Source organism: Burkholderia anthina, from assembly GCF_902498995.1.
GTDB lineage: Bacteria > Pseudomonadota > Gammaproteobacteria > Burkholderiales > Burkholderiaceae > Burkholderia > Burkholderia anthina.
In genome coordinates this window covers 28,021-46,803 of sequence record NZ_CABVLY010000012.1, presented here as the reverse complement: position 1 = coordinate 46,803, position 18,783 = coordinate 28,021, and the positions used below count along the sequence as shown (strand labels likewise).

Genomic DNA, 18,783 nt, shown 5'->3' with positions numbered 1-18,783 from the left:
GGCACCGAAATCTGACATGGCACGCACCTTACAAATCGCATACACCGCGCCGGGTACATGTCGTATGTGAGACAGTCCTCGGATCAATGTGATATTTCGGACATGAAAAACTGCTAATGTCGCGCCTTTAGGACTTGGATCCCAGCACTACCGCCGGAAGTGGCCTGAGCCGGCATCGACCCATTCATCCATGACAAGAAATCGCTTCGTTATGCGGCGCGTTGCCACGACCCTGATCGCCGCCGGCATCATCGTCTCGCAGGCCGCCTACGCTCAGGTCACGCTCAATTTCGTGAATGCGGACATCGACCAGGTCGCCAAGGCGATCGGCGCCGCAACCGGCAAGACCATCATCGTCGACCCCCGCGTGAAGGGGCAGCTCAATCTCGTTGCCGAACGGTCGGTGCCGGAAGACCAGGCGCTGAAGACGCTGCAGTCGGCGCTGCGCATGCAGGGCTTCGCGCTCGTGCAGGATCACGGGGTGCTGAAGGTCGTGCCCGAGGCCGATGCGAAGCTGCAAGGCGTGCCGACCTACGTCGGCAACGCGCCGCAGGCGCACGGCGACCAGGTCATCACGCAGGTGTTCGAACTGCACAACGAATCGGCGAACAACCTGCTGCCGGTGCTGCGGCCGCTGATCTCGCCGAACAACACGGTCACCGCGTACCCGGCGAACAACACGATCGTCGTCACCGATTACGCGGACAACGTGCGCCGCATCGCGCGGATCATCGCGGGTGTCGACAACGCCGCGGGCGCGCAGGTCCAGGTCGTGCCGCTGCACAACGCGAACGCGATCGACCTCGCCGCGCAGATGCAGAAGATGCTCGACCCGGGCGCGATCGGCAACAGCGATGCGACGCTGAAGGTGTCGGTCACGGCCGACCCGCGTACCAATTCGCTGATGCTGCGCGCATCGAGCGCCGCGCGTCTGGCCGCCGCCAAGCGCCTCGCGCAGCAGCTCGACGCGCCGAGCGCGGTGCCCGGCAACATGCACGTCGTGCCGCTGCGCAACGCGGACGCGGTGAAGCTCGCGAAGACGCTGCGCGGGATGCTCGGCAAGGGCGGCAACGACAGCGGCTCGTCGGCGTCGTCCAACGACGCGAACAGCTTCAACCAGAGCGGCGGCTCGTCGTCGAGCGGCAACTTCTCGACCGGCACGTCCGGCACTCCGCCGCTGCCGTCCGGCGGCCTCGGCAGCTCGTCTTCGTCGTCGTCCTACGGCAGCGGCTCGTCGGGCAGCGGCGGCCTGGGCACGGCCGGCCTGCTCGGCGGCGACAAGGACAAGGGCGACGACAACCAGCCGGGCGGGATGATCCAGGCCGACGCCGCCACCAACTCGCTGATCATCACGGCATCCGATCCGGTCTACCGGAACCTGCGCTCGGTGATCGACCAGCTCGACGCGCGGCGTGCGCAGGTCTACATCGAAGCGCTGATCGTCGAGCTGAACTCGACGACGCAAGGCAACCTCGGGATCCAGTGGCAGGTGGCGAGCGGCCAGTTCCTCGGCGGCACGAACCTGGCGGCCGTGGCCGGCAACGTGGCGGGCAACAGCATCATCAACCTGACCGCCGGCGGCACGACCACCAGCGCCGGCACGATCACCGGCGGCGGGCTGGCCTCCAATCTCTCGTCGCTCAACCAGGGCCTCAACATCGGCTGGCTGCACAACATGTTCGGTGTGCAGGGGCTCGGTGCGCTGCTGCAGTACTTCTCGGGCGTGAGCGACGCGAACGTGCTGTCGACGCCGAACCTCGTCACGCTCGACAACGAGGAAGCGAAGATCGTGGTTGGCGAGAACGTGCCGATCGCGACCGGTTCGTATTCGAACCTGACGAGCGGCACGACGAGCAACGCGTTCAACACCTATGACCGGCGCGACGTCGGCCTGACGCTGCACGTGAAGCCGCAGATTACCGACGGCGGGATCCTCAAGCTGCAGCTCTATACCGAGGATTCGGCGGTCGTCGCCGGCACGACGAGCGCGCAGACCGGCCCGACCTTCACGAAGCGCTCGATCCAGTCGACGATCCTGGCCGACAACGGCGAGATCATCGTGCTCGGCGGCCTGATGCAGGACAACTATCAGGTATCGAACAGCAAGGTACCGCTGCTCGGCGACATTCCGTGGATCGGCCAGCTGTTCCGTTCGGAATCGAAGCAACGCCAGAAAACCAACCTGATGGTGTTCCTGCGCCCGGTGATCATCAGCGATCGCAGTACCGCGCAGGAAGTCACGGCCAACCGCTACGACTACGTCCAGGGCATGACGGGCGCGTACAAGTCGGACAACAACGTGATGCGCGACAAGGACGATCCGGTCGTCCCGCCGATGCCGCTCGGCCCGAGCCAGGGCGGGACGCCGGCCGGCAACCTGTTCGATCTCGACAAGATGCGCCGTCAGCAGGTGCAGCGGCAGGTGGCGCCGGTCCCGGCCCAGCCGATGCCGGAGCAGACGCCCGTGCAGCCGCAGAGCGTGCCGCAGCAGTCGGTGCCGCAACAACCGCTGACCGCCTCGCCCGGAGCCTCGCAGTGAGCGACGTGCTCGCGTCCTCCGCCCCAGACGGCGCGCCGGGCGAACGGCAGCCGCCGTCGCCGCTCGCCGCGCGCCTGTTGCCGTACGGCTTCGCGAAGAACGGCCAGGTGCTGATCGCGCACCAGCTCGACGACACGCTCGAGGTGTGGATCAGCGAACGCACGAGCGACGCGGCGCTCGCGGAAATCGCCCGCAACTTCGGCTCGATTTCCGTACACCGCGTGCCGGCCGACGAGCTCGCGCAGGCGATCAACCAGGCGTACGCGCGCCAGGACGGCAGCGCCGCGCAGATCGTCGGCGAGGTCGAAGGCGAAGTCGACCTGTCGCGATTGATGCAGGACATCCCCGAAGTCGAGGATCTGCTCGAATCGGAGGACGACGCGCCGATCATCCGGATGATCAACGCGCTGCTCACGCAAGCGGCGCGCGAACAGGCGTCGGACATTCACATCGAGCCGTTCGAGAACGCGTCGGTCGTGCGCTTTCGCGTCGACGGCACGCTGCGCGACGTCGTGCGCCCGAAGAAGGCGCTGCACGGCGCGCTGATCTCGCGGATCAAGATCATGGCGCAGCTCGACATCGCCGAGAAGCGCCTGCCGCAGGACGGCCGCATCACGCTGCGCGTGGGCGGCCGGCCGGTTGACGTGCGCGTGTCGACGCTGCCGACCGGGCACGGCGAGCGCGCGGTGCTGCGTCTGCTGGAAAAAGATGCGCAGCGGCTGAACCTCGAAGCGCTCGGGATGGGCCGCGACACGCTCGGCCAGTTCGACAAGCTGATCGCGCGCCCGCACGGCATCGTGCTGGTGACGGGGCCGACCGGTTCGGGCAAGACGACCACGCTGTACGCGTCGATGTCGCGGCTCGAAACGGCGACGACCAACATCATGACGGTCGAGGATCCGATCGAATACGACCTGTCCGGCATCGGCCAGACGCAGGTGAACGAGCGGATCGGGATGACCTTTGCCCGCGCGCTGCGTTCGATCCTGCGTCAGGATCCGGACGTGATCATGATCGGCGAAATCCGCGACCTCGAAACCGCGCAGATCGCGGTGCAGGCGTCGCTGACGGGCCACCTCGTGCTCGCGACGCTGCACACCAACGACGCCGCATCGGCGGTCACGCGTCTGACCGACATGGGCGTCGAGCCGTACCTGCTCGCGTCGTCGCTGCTCGGCGTGCTCGCGCAGCGTCTGGTGCGCCAGCTTTGCCCGGTGTGCAAGGAAGAACGGCAGGAAGACGGCCGTACCGTGTGGCATCCGGTCGGCTGCGCGAAGTGCGGGCATTCGGGCTATGCGGGCCGGCGCGGCGTGTACGAACTGCTGGTGATCGACGACGCGATCCGCTCGCTGATCCACCGCAACGCGGCCGACGCGGAGATTCTCGCCGCGGGCCGCGCGGAAGGCATGCGCACGCTGCGCGACGACGCCGAACGCTGGCTTGCGGCCGGCGCGACGTCGCTCGAGGAAGTGTTGCGCGTGACGGGAGGCGCATAGCGCGATGCCGGCATTCCGTTTCGAAGCAATCGATTCGGCGGGGCGCCCGCAGAAAGGCGTGATCGATGCCGACAGCGCGCGCAACGCGCGCGGTCAGCTGCGCACGCAGGGGCTCACGCCACTCGTCGTCGAACCAGCCGCCAGCGCAAGCCGCGGCGCGCGTTCGCAGCGGCTCGCGTTCGGCCGCAAGCTGTCGCAGCGCGAGCAGGCGATCCTCACGCGCCAGCTCGCGAGCCTGCTGATCGCGGGGCTGCCGCTCGACGAGGCGCTCGGCGTGCTGACCGAGCAGGCCGAGCGCGACTACATCCGCGAACTGATGGCCGCGATCCGCGCCGAGGTGCTCGGCGGCCATTCGCTCGCGAATGCGCTGGGCCAGCATCCGCGCGATTTCCCCGAAATCTACCGGGCGCTCGTCGCCGCGGGCGAGCACACCGGCAAGCTCGGCATCGTGCTGTCGCGCCTGGCCGACTACATCGAGCAGAGCAATGCGCTCAAGCAGAAGATTCTGCTGGCGTTCACGTATCCGGGCATCGTCACGCTGATCGCGTTCGGCATCGTCACCTTTCTGCTGAGCTACGTCGTGCCGCAGGTCGTCAACGTGTTCGCGAGCACGAAGCAGCAGCTGCCGGTGCTGACGATCGTGATGATGGCGCTGTCGGATTTCGTGCGGCACTGGTGGTGGGCGATCCTGATCGCGGTCGCGCTGGTCGTGTGGTTCGTGAAGGCGACGCTGTCGCGCGACGGGCCGAGGCTCGCGTTCGACCGCTGGGTGCTGACCGCGCCGCTCGCGGGCAAGCTCGTGCGCGGCTACAACACGGTGCGCTTCGCGAGCACGCTCGGCATTCTCACCGCGGCCGGCGTGCCGATCCTGCGCGCGTTGCAGGCGGCCGGCGAGACGCTGTCGAACCGCGCGATGCGCGCGAACATCGACGATGCGATCGTGCGCGTGCGCGAAGGCTCCGCGCTGTCGCGCGCGCTGAACAACGTGAAGACGTTTCCGCCGGTGCTGGTGCACCTGATTCGCTCCGGCGAGGCGACGGGCGACGTGACGACGATGCTCGACCGCGCGGCGGAAGGCGAAGCGCGCGAGCTCGAGCGCCGCACGATGTTCCTGACGAGCCTGCTCGAGCCGCTCCTGATCCTGGCGATGGGCGGCATCGTGCTCGTGATCGTGCTGGCCGTGATGCTGCCGATCATCGAGCTGAACAACATGGTGCAGTGACGGCCGGTCGGGCCGGCGCCGTTCAGCGCATGTAGATCGCGGGGGACGGCGTGTTCGCGGGGAGCTGGATTTCGGCGCGGGCGCCGTTGCGGTCGACGATGATCGAGCGGGGACGGACTTCGGCGAGCTTCGCGCCGGGTGTGACTTCCGCGCCGAGCGACACCGCGCGCGGCGGTTCGCCGCCGACACCGACGATCGCGGCGGCGCCGTGAGCGAGCGCGAGAATGCCGAACAGGTGAATGTCCTGCACGGGATTCTTGTCGAGCTGTCCGCCGAAGAGCGCGGCGGCGTCCTCGGTGCGGATCGGCAGCCGCGCGGCAGCGGCAGGCAGCGGCGCTTCACGGGCGGACAGCGTGACGACCCAGTAGGTGGCCGTCGCGCACAAACCCGCGAAGAGGGCGAGGGATAGGATCCGGATCGAGAGCGCGTTCATGCGCGCTATTGTACGGATGTATATGAAATTTGCGTTGGGTGAAAGCCCTCGGCAATGCGCGCCTTACAATGCGTGCTCCGCGCCCGGGGTATCGGAAGCCTGTCGTCAGGCAGGCGTCCGGAATGCATCCGGGTGCGTCACTCAATCGACGACATTTTTTTGGAAAGAGGTAGTCAGTCATGCAAACGTGGATCACTCGCCGTAATGCGGCCGTGCGCCGTCAGCGCGGTTTCACGCTGATCGAGATCATGGTGGTGGTTGCGATCCTCGGGATCCTGGCGGCACTGATCGTGCCGAAGATCATGAGCCGCCCCGACGAGGCGCGCCGTATCGCCGCGAAGCAGGACATCGGCACGATCATGCAGGCGCTCAAGCTGTACCGTCTCGACAACGGCCGCTATCCGACCCAGGAGCAGGGCCTGACCGCGCTGATCCAGAAGCCGGCCACCGACCCGATCCCGAACAACTGGAAGGATGGCGGCTATCTCGAGCGCCTGCCGAACGATCCGTGGGGCAACGGGTACAAGTACCTGAACCCGGGCGTGCACGGCGAGATCGACGTGTTCAGCTACGGCGCCGACGGCAAGGAAGGCGGCGACGGCAACGACACCGACATCGGTTCGTGGCAGTAAGCGTGCGCTGACCGGCCCGACGTTCGTTCCCGTTCTTCATTGCCATGCCCGCCCTTCGCACGCCGTTGCGCTCAGCTCGCGACAGTCGCGCCGGCCGCGACAGCCACGTGCGTCGCGGCGCGGCCATGGCCGTCGCGCCAACGCGCGCACGCGGCTTCACGCTGCTCGAGATGCTCGTCGTGCTCGTGATCGCGGGCCTCCTGGTGTCGCTTGCGTCGCTGTCGCTCACGCGCAATCCGCGTACCGATCTGCGCGAGGAAGCGCAGCGCATCGCGCTGCTGTTCGAGACCGCCGGCGACGAGGCGCAGGTGCGCGCACACCCGATCGCGTGGCAGCCCACCGCGCACGGCTTCCGTTTCGACGTGAGCTCGCCCGACGGCTGGCGCACGCTGCGCGACGACCTGCTGCGCCCGCGCGACTGGGACGGCGGCGTCACGAGCGCCGAGATCGACTATCCGGGGTCCGACACGCGTGCGAGCCGCGTCGTGTTCGGCACCGAAAGCATCGACACGCCGGTGCGCGTGACGCTGCATTCGGCCGTCGGCAGCGCGACGATCGTCGGCACCGGCAACGGTCGTTACGAGGTGCAGTGACGATGCGTCGTCGTATGCCCTTCCCGCCTGCTTCGCTCCGCCCCTCGCAAGGACTTCGTTCGCGGCGCGCCAACGGTACGTTCTTCCGCGCACGCGGCTTCACGATGATCGAGGTGCTCGTCGCGCTCGCGATCATCGCGGTCGCGCTCGCCGCGTCGATCCGTGCGGTCGGCACGATGGCGACCAATGCGTCCGATCTCCATCGCCGGCTGCTCGCCGGCTGGAGCGCGGACAATGCACTTGCGCAATTGCGTCTCACGCATGCGTGGCCGGAGGTCGGCGAGCAGAGTTTCGACTGTTCGCAAGGCAACGTGCAGCTCGTCTGCACGCAACGCGTGAGCACGACGCCGAACCCCGTGTTCCGGCGCGTGCAGGTTTCGGTGAGCATGCCGGGGCGCGCCGGCGTGCTCGCACAAATGGTGACGGTGGTCGCGAATGAAACCAGCCGTCCGCTCTGACGCGCCGCCGCGGCGCCGGCCCGCGCGTTTCGCCGGCTCGCGCCGCGTGCGCGGCTTCACGCTGATCGAACTGATGATCGCGATCGCGATCCTCGCGGTGGTCGCGATCCTCGCGTGGCGCGGGCTCGACCAGATCATGCGCGGTCGCGACAAGGTCGCGTCCGCGATGGAAGACGAGCGCGTGTTCGCGCAGATGTTCGACCAGATGCGCATCGACGCGCGGCTTGCCGCGACCGACGACGAGGCCGGCCAGCCGGCGATCGGCGTCGCCGGCAACACGCTGCAGATCGTTCGCGAGCTCGACGTGCCGGGCGCCGCGCCGCGGCTGCAGGTGGTCCGTTACCGGATCGCCGGCGGCCGCGTCGTGCGTTATGCGTCGCCGCCGATCGACGATGCGAACCGGCTGCACGACGTGCTGAAGGACAGCAGCGTCGACGGCTGGAGCCGGGTCGCATTGATGGGCGGCGTCGGTGCGATCGACGCGAAGCTGTACGTGCCGCGCGTGGGCTGGACCACCAATCTGCAGACGGCCAACGACGCGCTCGCGCAGAACAACGATGCGCTGAAGGTGCCGCAGATCGGCAACGCGCCGCCGACGCGCGCGGTGACGGGGCTGCAGGTCAGCATCGGCGCGACGTCGCTGCGCGTGCCCGTCACGCGCATCTTCCTCGTCGGGGAATGACGATGCGCACGCGCCCTCCCCGTTTCCGGTTCGCCGCCCGCGCCGCCGCGCGCGTGCCGGCGCGCGGACCTCGCGGCCGCCGCGAACGCGGCGCGGCGATCATCACCGCGCTGCTGGTCGTCGCGCTGTCGGCGATCCTCGTGTCGGGCATGCTGTGGCGCCAGCAGGTGCAGATTCGCCGCATCGAGAACCAGCGCGTGCTCGCGCAGGCGCAGTGGGTCGCGCGCGGCGCGCTCGACTGGACGCGGATGATCCTGCGCTCCGAAGGCGACACGGCGCCCGGCATCACCTATCTCGGCGGGATCTGGGCCGTGCCGATCGCGAAGACCAAGCTGTCGGACTTCCTCGGCCGGATCGGCGCGCCCAACGACGGCGGCGGCGAAGACACCTACATCTCCGGATCGATCGAGGACGCGCAGGCGAAGTTCAACCTGCGCAACCTCGTGTCGTCGCCGGCGCCCGGCGTCCTGCAACTCAACGTGACGCAGCTCCAGGCGTTCCAGCGGCTGCTGGCGACGCTCGGCTACGACGGCGCGCTCGCGAAGCGGATCGCACTGCAGATGCGCGCCGGCCTCATGCATTCGGCAACGCGTTTCCAGACGCCGACGCTGCCCGGCGCCGGGACGGCCGCCACCGCGCCGGTGCCCGGCGGCGACATGGCCGGCAACTTCACCGACGACCCGGGGATGTCCGGCGGCGACCGCGGGCCCGCTCCGCTGATGATGACGGGCGTCGACAGCCTGCTCGACGTCGACGGCGTGACGCCCGAGATGGTCGCGCGGCTGCGCCCGTTCGTCACCGTGCTGCCGACCACGACGCCCGTGAACATGAATACCGCGCCGGCCGAGGTGATCGCCGCGCTCGTGCCGGGGATGAGCGTGTCGTCGGCACAGGCGCTCGTGTCGCGCCGCGAGACCGTGTTTTTCCGCAACGTCGGCGACGTGCAGCTCGCGCTGCGCGGTGCCGGCGCGCCGAACGTGACGATCGACTCGAGCCTCGTCGACGTCAATTCGAGTTACTTCATCGTGCATGGCCGGATCCAGCACGATCGCGCGGAGGTCGATCGCACCTCGCTCGTGTATCGTGATCCGACCACGCACTCGACGCGGGTCGTGCGCATCCGCGACCAGCTATAACGACGCCATTCGGGAGAGGAGCTCTTGAGCACGCTGATTGTTTCTTTGCCGCCGCGCGAGCCGGCCGTGCCGTTACAGGAATGGCAGTGGCCCGAATTGCCGTTTGCGCTCGTCGACAAGGCCGGCCACGTGCAGCGCGCGGGCCGCGCCGCGCTCACGCTGCTGCCGCGCGCGAACGCGACGGTGCTGATCGTCGCCGCGCGCGACGTGTTGCTGCTGGCCGCGACCGTGCCGCCGCTCAAGGGGCCGAAGCTGCGCCAGGCGTTGCCCAACATCGTCGAGGATCAGCTGATCCAGGATCCGGCCGGCTGCCACATCGCGCTCGATCCGGCGGCACTGCCCGACGGGCGCCGTGTGCTGGCCGTCGTCGACCGCGCGTGGTTCCGCACGATCTGCGACGCGTTCACCGCGGCCGGCCACCGGCACCTGAGCGCGGTGCCGGCGACGCGCTGCCTGCCGGCGCCGCGCGCCGCAGTGGCGGAAGCTGCGTCGGACACGCCGGCCGACGGTGAAGCCGCGCAAGCTGCCGCGATCACGGATGCGGCCGAGCCGCTCGCGCGCCCGACCGCGGTGGCCGCGGTGCTCGGCCTCGCGACCGCGGTCGAACCGGTGCTCGTCGAAGCCGGCGCGCAGCCGGCCGCGGCCGGTGCGCCGCGTCTCGAACTCGCGATTGCGCGCGGCGCGCTCGGCGAAGGTTTTGCAGCGCCTGCCGCGCGCGCAAGCGGCACGCTCGCCGCGCTCTCGGGCGGCGGCGACGTCGAGCTGTACGAACTCGGCGAACCGGGCGCGGAGCCGCGGCTCGCATCGGTCGGCTCCGGCGACGGCTCGCTGCTGCCGGGCGCGCAGCCGCTGTCGTTCGACGCATTCGCGCGGCGCGCGCTGAGCGAGCGCCTGGATCTGTGCCAGTTTGAATTCGAATCGCAGCCGTGGCGCTTCGACCGCGCGACGCTGAAGCGCCTGCGCGTGCCGATCGCGCTCGCCGCGGCGACGCTCGGCGTCGCCGTGATCGGGATGAACCTGCACTGGTGGAAGCTGTCGCGCGAACGCGATGCGCTGTCCGCGCAGATCACCGAGACGTTGCTGTCCGCATTCCCGAAGACGACGACGGTGCTCGATCCGCCCGCGCAGATGCAGCGCCAGCTCGACCAGTTGCGCCTCGCGGCGGGCGAGCTGTCGCCGAACGATTTTCTCGCGCTGTCGAGCGGGCTGTCGCGTTCGATGGGCGCGCTGCCGCTGAACGGAATCGCATCGCTCGATTATCACGACCGGCGGCTCGACGTCGGCTTCAAGCCGGAGGTCAAGGTGGACCCCGATTTCCCGCAGCGTCTCGCACGCAACGGGCTGGCCGGCGAAGTCGACAGCAGCACCGGCAAATGGACGATCCGGAGCCGCTCATGAAGACCGAACAACTGACCCAGACGCTCGCGCAGTTCTGGGGCGAGCGCTCGCAGCGCGAAAAGATGCTGCTCGGCTGGGGCGGCGCCGTGCTGGCCGTCGCCATTGCGTATTCGGTGCTGTGGTCGCCCGCGCAGGAAGGCAGCGCGCGGATCCGCAACACGCTGCCGACGATGCGCCGCGAGCTCGCGGAGATGACCGCGCAGGCCAACGAGGCGAAGTCGCTGACAGCCGCCGCGCAAGGCGTTGCGCCGACCGGGCTGGCGCTGAAGGATGCGCTTGCCGCATCGCTGTCCGATCACGGGCTGCAGGGCGCGCAGGCGCAGGTCGTCGGCAACGGCGTGCAGATCCAGATGAAAAACGTGCCGTTCCCGGTGTGGACGCAGTGGCTCGACGACGCGCGCCGGCAGTTCAAGGTGCAGGTCGGCGAAGCGCACGTGACCGGGCTGAAGGAAGACGGCCAGGTCGACCTGACGGCCGTGATGCAACCCTCGATGCAGAAATGACGCAGTGGATGAAACACGCAGCAGTCGGCCGATGAGGCCGGGGATCAGGCGGCTCGTCGCTGCATTGCCGTGGGGGGTGGCAGGCGGGTTCGCGACGGCGGTGACGCTCATCGCGCTCGCACCGGCCGCGTGGATCGCGCCGCAGTTCGCGCGCGCGACCGGCGGGCATGTGAATCTCGTCGATCCGGACGGATCGCTGTGGCATGGCTCGGGCACGCTGATGCTCGCGCCGGGCGCCGACCAGAGCGCGGCCACGCTGCTGCCCGGCCGCGTCGAATGGACGACGCGCTTCTGGCCGCTCCTCACCGGCCGCGTGCAGATGCACATGCGGCAGACCGAGGCGATGCCCGATGCGGTCACGCTCGACGCGACGTGGCGCGGCGCGGTGCTGTCGGCGGGCACGATGGCCGTGCCCGCGTCGCTGCTCGCCGGGCTCGGCACGCCGTTCAACACGCTCGACCTGCAGGGTGACGTGCGGCTCGGCTGGACCGACTGGCGCCTGCTCGGCAACAACGCGTACGGCCAGCTGACGGTGACGATCGATTCGATGAGTTCGCGCGTGTCGCGCGTGAAGCCGCTCGGGTCGTACCGTGCGGTGCTGCAGGCAAAGGGGACGGGGGCCGATCTCGACCTGTCGACGACGCAGGGGCCGCTGTTCCTCGACGGACACGGCAGCTTCGGCCCCGGCCAGGGATCGTTTCGCGGCACCGCGCACGCGGCGCCGGAGCAGCAGGCGAACCTCGCCGGGCTGCTGAATCTGCTCGGTCATCCGATCGGCAACAACCAGGTGTCGCTGATCTTCGGCGACGCGATGCGCTGACGCGCGCAGCGACGTCGCCCCTTTCCGTTTCTACTTCTGCGCGAGCGGCGTGGCGGCCACCGGTGCGGTCGCGGCCGGCGCCGCCGCACCCGACGCCGGTGCCGGCGCGGCCATGTCACCCGTTTCGCGCGCCATCTCCGACGTATTCCAGCCGCCGCCGAGCGCCTTCACGAGCCCGACCGACGACACCATCCGCTGCCCGGCGATCGTCGCGAGCTTCTGCTGCGCGGTGAAGGCCGTGGTCTGCGCGGTCAGCACGTTCAGGTACGCGACCGTGCCGGCCTTGTACTGGTTCGTGACGATCGCGAGCGAGTGCTCGGCGCTGTCGACGGCCTGCCGCTGCACGTCCACTTCCTGCGCGAGGATGCGCTGCGACGCGAGATTGTCCTCGACGTCCTGGAACGCGGTGAGCACCGTGAGGCGATACGCGGCGACGTTCTCGTCGTAGGTCGCGCGGGCGGCGTCGGTCTGCGCGGCGCGCAGGCCCGCGTCGAACAGCGTCGCGGCGAGCTGCGGGCCGACCGTCCAGAAGCGCGCGGGCAGCGTGAACAGCTGCGACCACACCGAGCTCTCGAAGCCGCCGCTTGCCGACAGCGTGAGCGTCGGGAAGAACGCGGAAATCGCGACGCCGATCTGCTCGTTCGCGGAAGCCGCGCGGCGTTCGGCCGCCGCGATGTCGGGCCGGCGCTCGAGCACCGCGGACGGCACGTCGACCGGCGTGATCGGCGGTTCGGCCGTGAGCGGGGCCGGCGGCAGCGAGAACGTGGACGCCGGTTCGCCGATCAGCGTCGCGATCGCATGCTCGTACTGCGCGCGTGCGACGCCGTTGTCGATCGACGCCGCCTGCGCGCTCTGCAGCTGCGTCTGCGCCTGGATCACGTCCGCGCGCGCGGCCACGCCCTGCGCGTACTGGTTCTGCGTGAGCTTCAGCGATTCGCCGTACGACTTCACGGTGTCGTCGAGCAGCTTCTGCAGTGCATCGGACGTGCGCAGCTGGAAATAGGTTTGCGCGAGCAGCGCCTGCTGCGACAGCCGCGCGTTCGCGAGATCGGCCGCGGCGGCCGCTTCGCCCGCGCGCTGCGCGCTGACGGTGCGGCTCACCTTGCCCCACAGGTCCGGTTCCCAGCTCGCATCGAGGCCGACGCTGTAACTGTTGCTGATCGACGAGCTGCCGCTGAAATTCGACGACGTGCCCGACGACACCGACGTACGCCCCGAGCGGGAACGCGAGCCCGACGCGGTCAGCCCGACGGTCGGGAAATACGCGGCGCGCGCCTCGGTGACGAGCGCGCGGGCCTGCCGGTACGCGGCGGCCGATTGCGCGATGGTCTGGTTCGACGCGTTGAGCTTGTCGATCAGCGCGTCGAGCTGCGGATCGTTGTAGACCGTCCACCACGGGCCGCGGTCGGTGCGGTCGGCGGGCTGCGCGACCTTCCAGCCGGCCGGCGCCTCCTTGTATGCGGCGGGGATCGACGTGTCGGGCCGATGGTAGTCGGGCCCGACGGCGCAGCCGGCGAGCAGCACGGCCGTCGCAACGGCGACGGCGGCGCTCAGCGGGCGAAGGGCGCGCGGGAGGGGGGCGTACGGCATCGTGGTTTTCCTGTCTGGGCGCGACGGCCAGCGAGCGGCGTCGCGCGATGCGGTCGTTGTGCCGCTGGCGGACAAATGGTAACTGACGGCGGGGTTGCTGCGCAGCCCTAAGGGTACGGTGTGCAACGGCACGAATGTGTTACCGGCGCGACCGGCCGGTTTACCGGGCATTACGGATCGCTTGCGAGTGTGGCAGGCGCGCGGCGGGCACGGCGACGGGCCGCGCATCGCGCGGCCGGTGCCCGGTCAGGATGGCGAGAGCGGCGCGATGCCGGTGGCGTCAGTGGCAGCGCACGGGCAGCGGGACGGATTCGGCGGCGGACCGCCATGACGACGGCTCCGTGGCCGACGGCTGACCCGTGCGGCGGGCGGCGCCCTTCGCATTGCGCTGCCGGCGATGATCGAACCATGCGAACCCGAGCGCCGCGAGCGATCCTCCCGGCACCACCAGCATCGTCACGTACAGCGCGATCTTCCAGCCGCGGTGCGGCCCGGAAAACACATGATGGGTGGTATCGGTCAGGTTGCGGCGCAGCGCGCCGGCGGCATTTTTCAGGGACAGCATCGCGAACATCCTCGGGGTGCCCGGCAGCGCGGGCGAAGCGGTCAGAACATCGTCTCCGGCAGTGCAACACGCACGTCGTAACTGGTTGACTGAAATAATATTGACTAAGCAATCATTTTTCAAGATACTGGGCGCGTTTTAACCTGAAACGCACTGTTGCTGCGCGCGCAAATCGCATGAACGGCGGCCTCTACGATCCCGACACCATCGCACTGGAAACGAGCCTCGGTTATTACCTGACCAAGGCCCGGCAGGCGCTCGTCGAGCGGATGGACCGCGCGCTCGAGCCGTTCGACCTCACCGCGCAGCAGATCGGCGTGATCCTGCTGTTGTCGCGCGGCTATGCGCGCACGCCGTTCGAGCTGTCGCGCAAGATGTCGTACGACAGCGGGTCGATGACGCGGATGCTCGACCGCCTCGAGCGCAAGGGCCTGGTCGCGCGCTCGCGCAGCGAACAGGACCGCCGGATGATCGAGCTGACGCTCACCGAGCGCGGCGCCGATGCGGCCCGCGCGCTGCCGTCGCTGATCGCCACCGCGCTGAACGCGCAACTCGCCGGCTTCTCGGCCGACGAACTCGCGATGCTCACCGGCCTGCTGCAACGCTTCATCGCGAACGGGCCCGGCGACGCCGGCTGCCCGACTCCCGACGACCCCGATCGCTGAGCGCACGGAGACACGATGTCTAGGTTAAGCATTCGCTTATTTCTCTGTCTGGGCAGAAGATGACGCGGCACGTGGTCTTTCGCTTCCCTGCCACCCTGTTCCATCCGGACGGGCCGCGCGGTGTCGCGCGCCCGTGCGTCGTGCCGGCGCGTCGCGCGCGCCGCGTCTAGGAGATTCCGATGTCCGCCACCACGGCATCCGCCGCGCCGCCTGCGGCCGAACCCGCACCGCTCACCGGCGGCGCGCTCGCGCTGCTCACCGTCGGGCTCGCGCTCGGCACCTTCATGGAAGTGCTCGACACGTCGATCGCGAACGTCGCGGTGCCGACCATCTCGGGCAGCCTCGGCGTCGCGACGAGCGAAGGCACGTGGGTGATCTCGTCGTATTCCGTCGCATCCGCGATCGCGGTGCCGCTCACGGGCTGGCTCGCGCGGCGCGTCGGCGAGGTGCGGCTGTTCACGCTGTCGGTGCTGGCGTTCACGATCGCGTCGGCGCTGTGCGGCCTCGCGAACAACTTCGAGACGCTGATCGCGTTCCGGCTGCTGCAGGGTCTCGTGTCGGGCCCGATGGTGCCGCTGTCGCAGACGATCCTGATGCGCAGCTACCCGCCCGCGAAACGCGGGCTCGCGCTCGGGCTATGGGCGATGACGGTGATCGTCGCGCCGATCTTCGGCCCGCTGCTGGGCGGCTGGATCAGCGACAACTACACGTGGCCGTGGATCTTCTACATCAACCTGCCGATCGGCATCTTCTCCGCGACCTGCGCGTACTTCCTGCTGCGCGGCCGCGAGACGAAGACGTCGAAGCAGCGGATCGACGCGATCGGCCTCGCGCTGCTCGTGATCGGCGTGTCGTGCCTGCAGATGATGCTCGACCTCGGCAAGGATCGCGACTGGTTCAACTCGACCTTCATCGTCGCGCTCGCGCTGATCGCGGTCGTGTCGCTCGCGTTCATGCTCGTGTGGGAGGCGACGGAGAAGGAGCCGGTGGTCGACCTGTCGCTCTTCAAGGACCGCAACTTCGCGCTCGGCGCGCTGATCATCTCGTTCGGCTTCATGGCGTTCTTCGGCTCGGTCGTGATCTTCCCGCTGTGGCTGCAGACGGTGATGGGCTACACGGCCGGCAAGGCCGGCCTCGCGACCGCGCCGGTCGGGCTGCTCGCGCTCGTGCTGTCGCCGCTGATCGGGCGCAACATGCACCGGCTCGACTTGCGGATGGTCGCGAGCTTCGCGTTCATCGTGTTCGCGGGCGTGTCGATCTGGAATTCGACGTTCACGCTCGATGTGCCGTTCAACCACGTGATCCTGCCTCGGCTCGTGCAGGGGATCGGCGTCGCGTGCTTCTTCGTGCCGATGACGACGATCACGCTGTCGAGCATCTCGGACGACCGGCTCGCGAGCGCATCGGGGCTGTCGAACTTCCTGCGCACGCTGTCGGGCGCGATCGGCACTGCGGCCAGTTCGACGTTCTGGGAGAACGATGCGATCTACCACCACGCGAGGCTGTCGGAATCGGTGAGCATCTACGCGCAGAACACGACCGACTACCAGGGCGCGCTCGCGCAGCTCGGCATCGTCGGGCAGACGGCCAACGCGCAGCTCAACCAACTCGTTACGCAGCAGGGCTTCATGATGGCCACCAACGATTTCTTCTATCTGTCGGCGGCCATGTTCATCGCGCTCGCGGCGCTCGTGTGGATCACGAAGCCGAAGAAGGGGGCCGGCCCGGCGATGGGGCATTGAACCCGACAGGACTGGCGACGGGTACTTTCGGCCTACGCGCGCGCTTGCGTGGATTACCGGGATGAACTAAGCTAACCATAATTGTGAACTTAGTTCAATCGGAGGGCTGATGCATACCTACAACATGCATGACGCGAAAACGAATCTGTCGCGGCTGATCGACGAAGCCGTGCGTGCCGGCGAATCGTTCGTGATCGCAAAAGCCGGCAAGCCGCTCGTCAAAGTGGTTCCGATCAATACGCCGGACCCGGTCCGGCCGAGCCGGATCGGTTTCATGAAGGGGCAGATTCGCGTCCCGGACGATTTCGACGCAATGGGGAGCGACGAAATCGGCAAGCTGTTCGAGGGTGACGCATGAAGTTGCTGCTCGACACACACTTGCTTCTTTGGGCGGCAGCCGGCGCAGCCGAGCTGCCCGCCCGCGCCAGCGCGCTCATCGACGATCCCGCGCATACACCGCTTTTCAGCGTTGCGAGCCTCTGGGAGATCGTCATCAAGCGTGGATTGGAGCGCGACGATTTCCGGGTGGACCCAAACGTGCTCCGCCGCAATCTTCTTGATGTCGGCTACGTAGAATTGCCCATCACGAGCGCGCATGCACTAGCGGTCGAACAACTGCCGTCGATCCACCGCGATCCGTTTGACCGTCTCCTGGTCGCCCAGGCGATCTCGGAGGGCGTCACGCTGCTCACGCACGACCAAACGGTCGCGCGCTATCCGGGCCCGATCACACACGTCTGATTGCGCCGGGCATCGGCCTGGCGTCACTCCCTTGCCCGCAACCCGCCAAAGGCGAGATCGTCGCCCGATGCGATCGGCAGCGTCGCGCGCGCGACGTCGAGCCACGCCCGCGCCGCGTGCGACAGGTACCCCTTCTTCAGCCAGCCGAGCGCGATCGCCCACGTGATCTCCGGCTCGACGATCGGCCGGCACGTGAACTGCCGCGTGTCGAGCCGCCGGCAGTACGGCTCCGGCAACAACGCGATGCCGACGCCCGCGTGCACGAGCGCCGCCATGAAATCCCAGTGGCCGCTGCGGCTCACGATCGACGGCGTGAAGCCGGCCTGCCGGCACGCATCGAGCACCGCGTCGTGCAGCGCGAGGCTTTCCGCATAGAACACGAACGACTCGCGGGCGAGGTCGGCGAGCGGCACGGCCGCGTGATCCTCCCAGCGCGACTCGCGCGGCGCGACGAGCCACAGCGGCGCGCGCACCATCGGCAGCCGGTCGAACGTGCCGGGATCGACCGGCTCCAGCAGCCCGCCGAGCTCCAGCTCGCCCGACGTCAGCGCGGCCTCGATCATCCGCGCGCCCTGCTCGAACAGCTTCAGCTCGATGTTCGGATAGCGCTGCTTGTACGCGGCGATGATCGGCGTGAACAGCGACCCGCCGAGCGGCGGAATGCCGATCGTCAGCTCGCCGCGCCCGAGCGTGCCGAGATCGTTCAGCTCCGACTGCAGCTGCGCCTGCGCGGCGAGCACGTCCTGGCCGCGCTGGAACACGATCCGCCCCGCGTCGGTCAGCACCATCTGCCGGCCGTCGCGCAACAGCAGCGGCGAACCGATCTCGTCCTCGAGCGCCTTCACCATCTTGCTGATGGTCGGCTGCGTGACGAACAGGCGGTCGGCGGCCGCGGTGAAGCTCTGCTGACGGACCACCTCGACGAAGTACCGCAGCGCGCGCAATTCCATCGATCACTCCCCAGATTGGTGCGGCAAGCCGCAACTGAATTCCGAATTGGAATGACAAGGATAGAGACAAGTCATTTTATTTATGGTTAGGGGAAACCCTATACTGATGCCATTGACAGCATCCTCTGTATGGAGCCCGCCATGAACAAGCCGACCGCCATAGCCACCGCCCGCCCCGCCGCTTCCGGCAACGTTGCGCGCACGGGCCGGATCGTGCTGCAGGCCACCGCGCTCGGCGTGCTGTGGATGGCGGTCGACTGGGCCGTGCGCGCGGTCGGGCTGCCGGTGCCGTCCGGCGTGATCGGCCTCGCGGTGCTGCTCGTGCTGCTGTTCTCGGGCCGCGTCGCGCCGGCGTGGGTGAAGGACGGCGCGAACTGGCTGCTGTCCGACATGCTGCTGTTCTTCGTGCCGGCCGCCGTTGCGGCCGTCCAGTACGGCGGGCTGTTCCGCGAGGACGGCTGGCGCATCGCGCTGGTCATGCTCGCCGGCACCGCATTCGTGATGGTCGCGGTGGCCGTCGCGGTCGACCTCGCCGCGAAGCTCGAACGCCGGCTCGCCGCGCAGCGCGTGTGCGCCGAACGCCGCCGCGCGCGCCTCGCCACCGTATCTGCCCACTGA

Annotated in this window: 20 protein-coding genes; 16 read left to right on the top strand and 4 right to left on the bottom strand. The window is 68.7% G+C overall.

Annotation, left to right across the window (positions count from 1 at the left end; translation table 11 throughout):
* The first annotated feature begins 190 nt into the window (after positions 1-190).
* The 3 genes from gspD to gspF are packed head-to-tail and all read left to right on the top strand — an operon-like array spanning position 191 to position 5,257.
* Positions 191-2,539 carry a type II secretion system secretin GspD gene (gspD, locus tag BME24068_RS16945; RefSeq protein WP_096506744.1) on the top strand — a complete coding sequence of 783 codons (2,349 nt, stop codon included), beginning with the start codon at positions 191-193 and terminating at the stop codon, positions 2,537-2,539.
* 5 nt (positions 2,540-2,544) lie between these two features.
* Complete coding sequence (gene gspE / locus BME24068_RS16940) at positions 2,545-4,035, top strand: type II secretion system ATPase GspE (RefSeq protein ID WP_420887569.1); 1,491 nt, start codon at positions 2,545-2,547, stop codon at positions 4,033-4,035.
* A 4-nt stretch (positions 4,036-4,039) separates the two neighbouring features.
* The gene (gspF, locus tag BME24068_RS16935) at positions 4,040-5,257 is read left to right on the top strand and encodes a type II secretion system inner membrane protein GspF (RefSeq protein WP_096506746.1); all 1,218 of its coding nucleotides are present in this window, start codon (positions 4,040-4,042) and stop codon (positions 5,255-5,257) included.
* Between the two features lie 22 nt (positions 5,258-5,279).
* Here gspF and BME24068_RS16930 read toward each other — a convergent pair whose 3' ends face one another.
* Positions 5,280-5,690, bottom strand: a complete 411-nt coding sequence (locus tag BME24068_RS16930; RefSeq protein WP_096506747.1) for a type II secretion system protein N — start codon at positions 5,688-5,690, stop codon at positions 5,280-5,282.
* Between the two features lie 179 nt (positions 5,691-5,869).
* Between BME24068_RS16930 and gspG the strand changes: the two genes are divergently transcribed.
* The 8 genes from gspG to BME24068_RS16890 are packed head-to-tail and all read left to right on the top strand — an operon-like array spanning position 5,870 to position 11,912.
* Positions 5,870-6,322, top strand: a complete 453-nt coding sequence (gspG, locus tag BME24068_RS16925; protein WP_096506748.1) for a type II secretion system major pseudopilin GspG — start codon at positions 5,870-5,872, stop codon at positions 6,320-6,322.
* Positions 6,323-6,366: 44 nt separating this feature from the next.
* Entirely contained in the window at positions 6,367-6,915 is a 549-nt protein-coding gene (locus BME24068_RS16920; protein ID WP_174926760.1) for a GspH/FimT family pseudopilin, read from the top strand.
* Positions 6,916-6,917: 2 nt separating this feature from the next.
* Complete coding sequence (gene gspI / locus BME24068_RS16915; protein ID WP_174926759.1) at positions 6,918-7,373, top strand: type II secretion system minor pseudopilin GspI; 456 nt, start codon at positions 6,918-6,920, stop codon at positions 7,371-7,373.
* Complete coding sequence (locus tag BME24068_RS16910) at positions 7,351-8,055, top strand: PulJ/GspJ family protein (protein WP_174926758.1); 705 nt, start codon at positions 7,351-7,353, stop codon at positions 8,053-8,055. The genes gspI and BME24068_RS16910 overlap by 23 nt, the downstream gene beginning before the upstream one ends.
* A gap of 2 nt (positions 8,056-8,057) precedes the next feature.
* Positions 8,058-9,191, top strand: coding sequence for a type II secretion system minor pseudopilin GspK (gspK, locus tag BME24068_RS16905; RefSeq protein ID WP_174926757.1), 1,134 nt, complete (start codon positions 8,058-8,060; stop codon positions 9,189-9,191).
* A 24-nt stretch (positions 9,192-9,215) separates the two neighbouring features.
* Complete coding sequence (gene gspL, locus BME24068_RS16900) at positions 9,216-10,589, top strand: type II secretion system protein GspL (protein ID WP_174926756.1); 1,374 nt, start codon at positions 9,216-9,218, stop codon at positions 10,587-10,589.
* Entirely contained in the window at positions 10,586-11,092 is a 507-nt protein-coding gene (gspM, locus tag BME24068_RS16895; RefSeq protein WP_174926755.1) for a type II secretion system protein GspM, read from the top strand. Before gspL ends, gspM begins: the two co-directional genes overlap by 4 nt.
* Before the next feature lie 31 nt (positions 11,093-11,123).
* Positions 11,124-11,912: a type II secretion system protein N gene (locus BME24068_RS16890; RefSeq protein WP_096506753.1), complete on the top strand. Its 789-nt coding sequence runs from the start codon at positions 11,124-11,126 to the stop codon at positions 11,910-11,912.
* A gap of 30 nt (positions 11,913-11,942) precedes the next feature.
* Here BME24068_RS16890 and BME24068_RS16885 read toward each other — a convergent pair whose 3' ends face one another.
* Together BME24068_RS16885 and BME24068_RS16880 are read right to left on the bottom strand one after the other, a co-directional pair.
* A complete protein-coding gene (locus BME24068_RS16885; RefSeq protein WP_174926754.1) occupies positions 11,943-13,502 on the bottom strand; it encodes an efflux transporter outer membrane subunit in 1,560 nt (519 codons plus the stop codon).
* A 280-nt stretch (positions 13,503-13,782) separates the two neighbouring features.
* Positions 13,783-14,067, bottom strand: a complete 285-nt coding sequence (locus BME24068_RS16880) for a multidrug ABC transporter ATPase (protein ID WP_172441924.1) — start codon at positions 14,065-14,067, stop codon at positions 13,783-13,785.
* 176 nt (positions 14,068-14,243) lie between these two features.
* Here BME24068_RS16880 and BME24068_RS16875 point away from each other — a divergent pair, with 176 nt between their 5' ends.
* The 4 genes from BME24068_RS16875 (at position 14,244) to BME24068_RS16860 (ending at position 17,215) form a co-directional block, all read left to right on the top strand.
* Positions 14,244-14,732: a MarR family winged helix-turn-helix transcriptional regulator gene (locus BME24068_RS16875; RefSeq protein WP_096506756.1), complete on the top strand. Its 489-nt coding sequence runs from the start codon at positions 14,244-14,246 to the stop codon at positions 14,730-14,732.
* Positions 14,733-14,911: 179 nt separating this feature from the next.
* Positions 14,912-16,474 carry a DHA2 family efflux MFS transporter permease subunit gene (locus BME24068_RS16870; RefSeq protein ID WP_174926753.1) on the top strand — a complete coding sequence of 521 codons (1,563 nt, stop codon included), beginning with the start codon at positions 14,912-14,914 and terminating at the stop codon, positions 16,472-16,474.
* A 109-nt stretch (positions 16,475-16,583) separates the two neighbouring features.
* Entirely contained in the window at positions 16,584-16,832 is a 249-nt protein-coding gene (locus BME24068_RS16865) for a type II toxin-antitoxin system Phd/YefM family antitoxin (protein WP_096506758.1), read from the top strand.
* Positions 16,829-17,215, top strand: a complete 387-nt coding sequence (locus BME24068_RS16860; RefSeq protein WP_096506759.1) for a type II toxin-antitoxin system VapC family toxin — start codon at positions 16,829-16,831, stop codon at positions 17,213-17,215. Before BME24068_RS16865 ends, BME24068_RS16860 begins: the two co-directional genes overlap by 4 nt.
* Before the next feature lie 23 nt (positions 17,216-17,238).
* Here BME24068_RS16860 and BME24068_RS16855 read toward each other — a convergent pair whose 3' ends face one another.
* Complete coding sequence (locus BME24068_RS16855; RefSeq protein ID WP_174926752.1) at positions 17,239-18,165, bottom strand: LysR family transcriptional regulator; 927 nt, start codon at positions 18,163-18,165, stop codon at positions 17,239-17,241.
* A 141-nt stretch (positions 18,166-18,306) separates the two neighbouring features.
* Here BME24068_RS16855 and BME24068_RS16850 point away from each other — a divergent pair, with 141 nt between their 5' ends.
* Complete coding sequence (locus tag BME24068_RS16850; RefSeq protein ID WP_174926751.1) at positions 18,307-18,783, top strand: CidA/LrgA family protein; 477 nt, start codon at positions 18,307-18,309, stop codon at positions 18,781-18,783.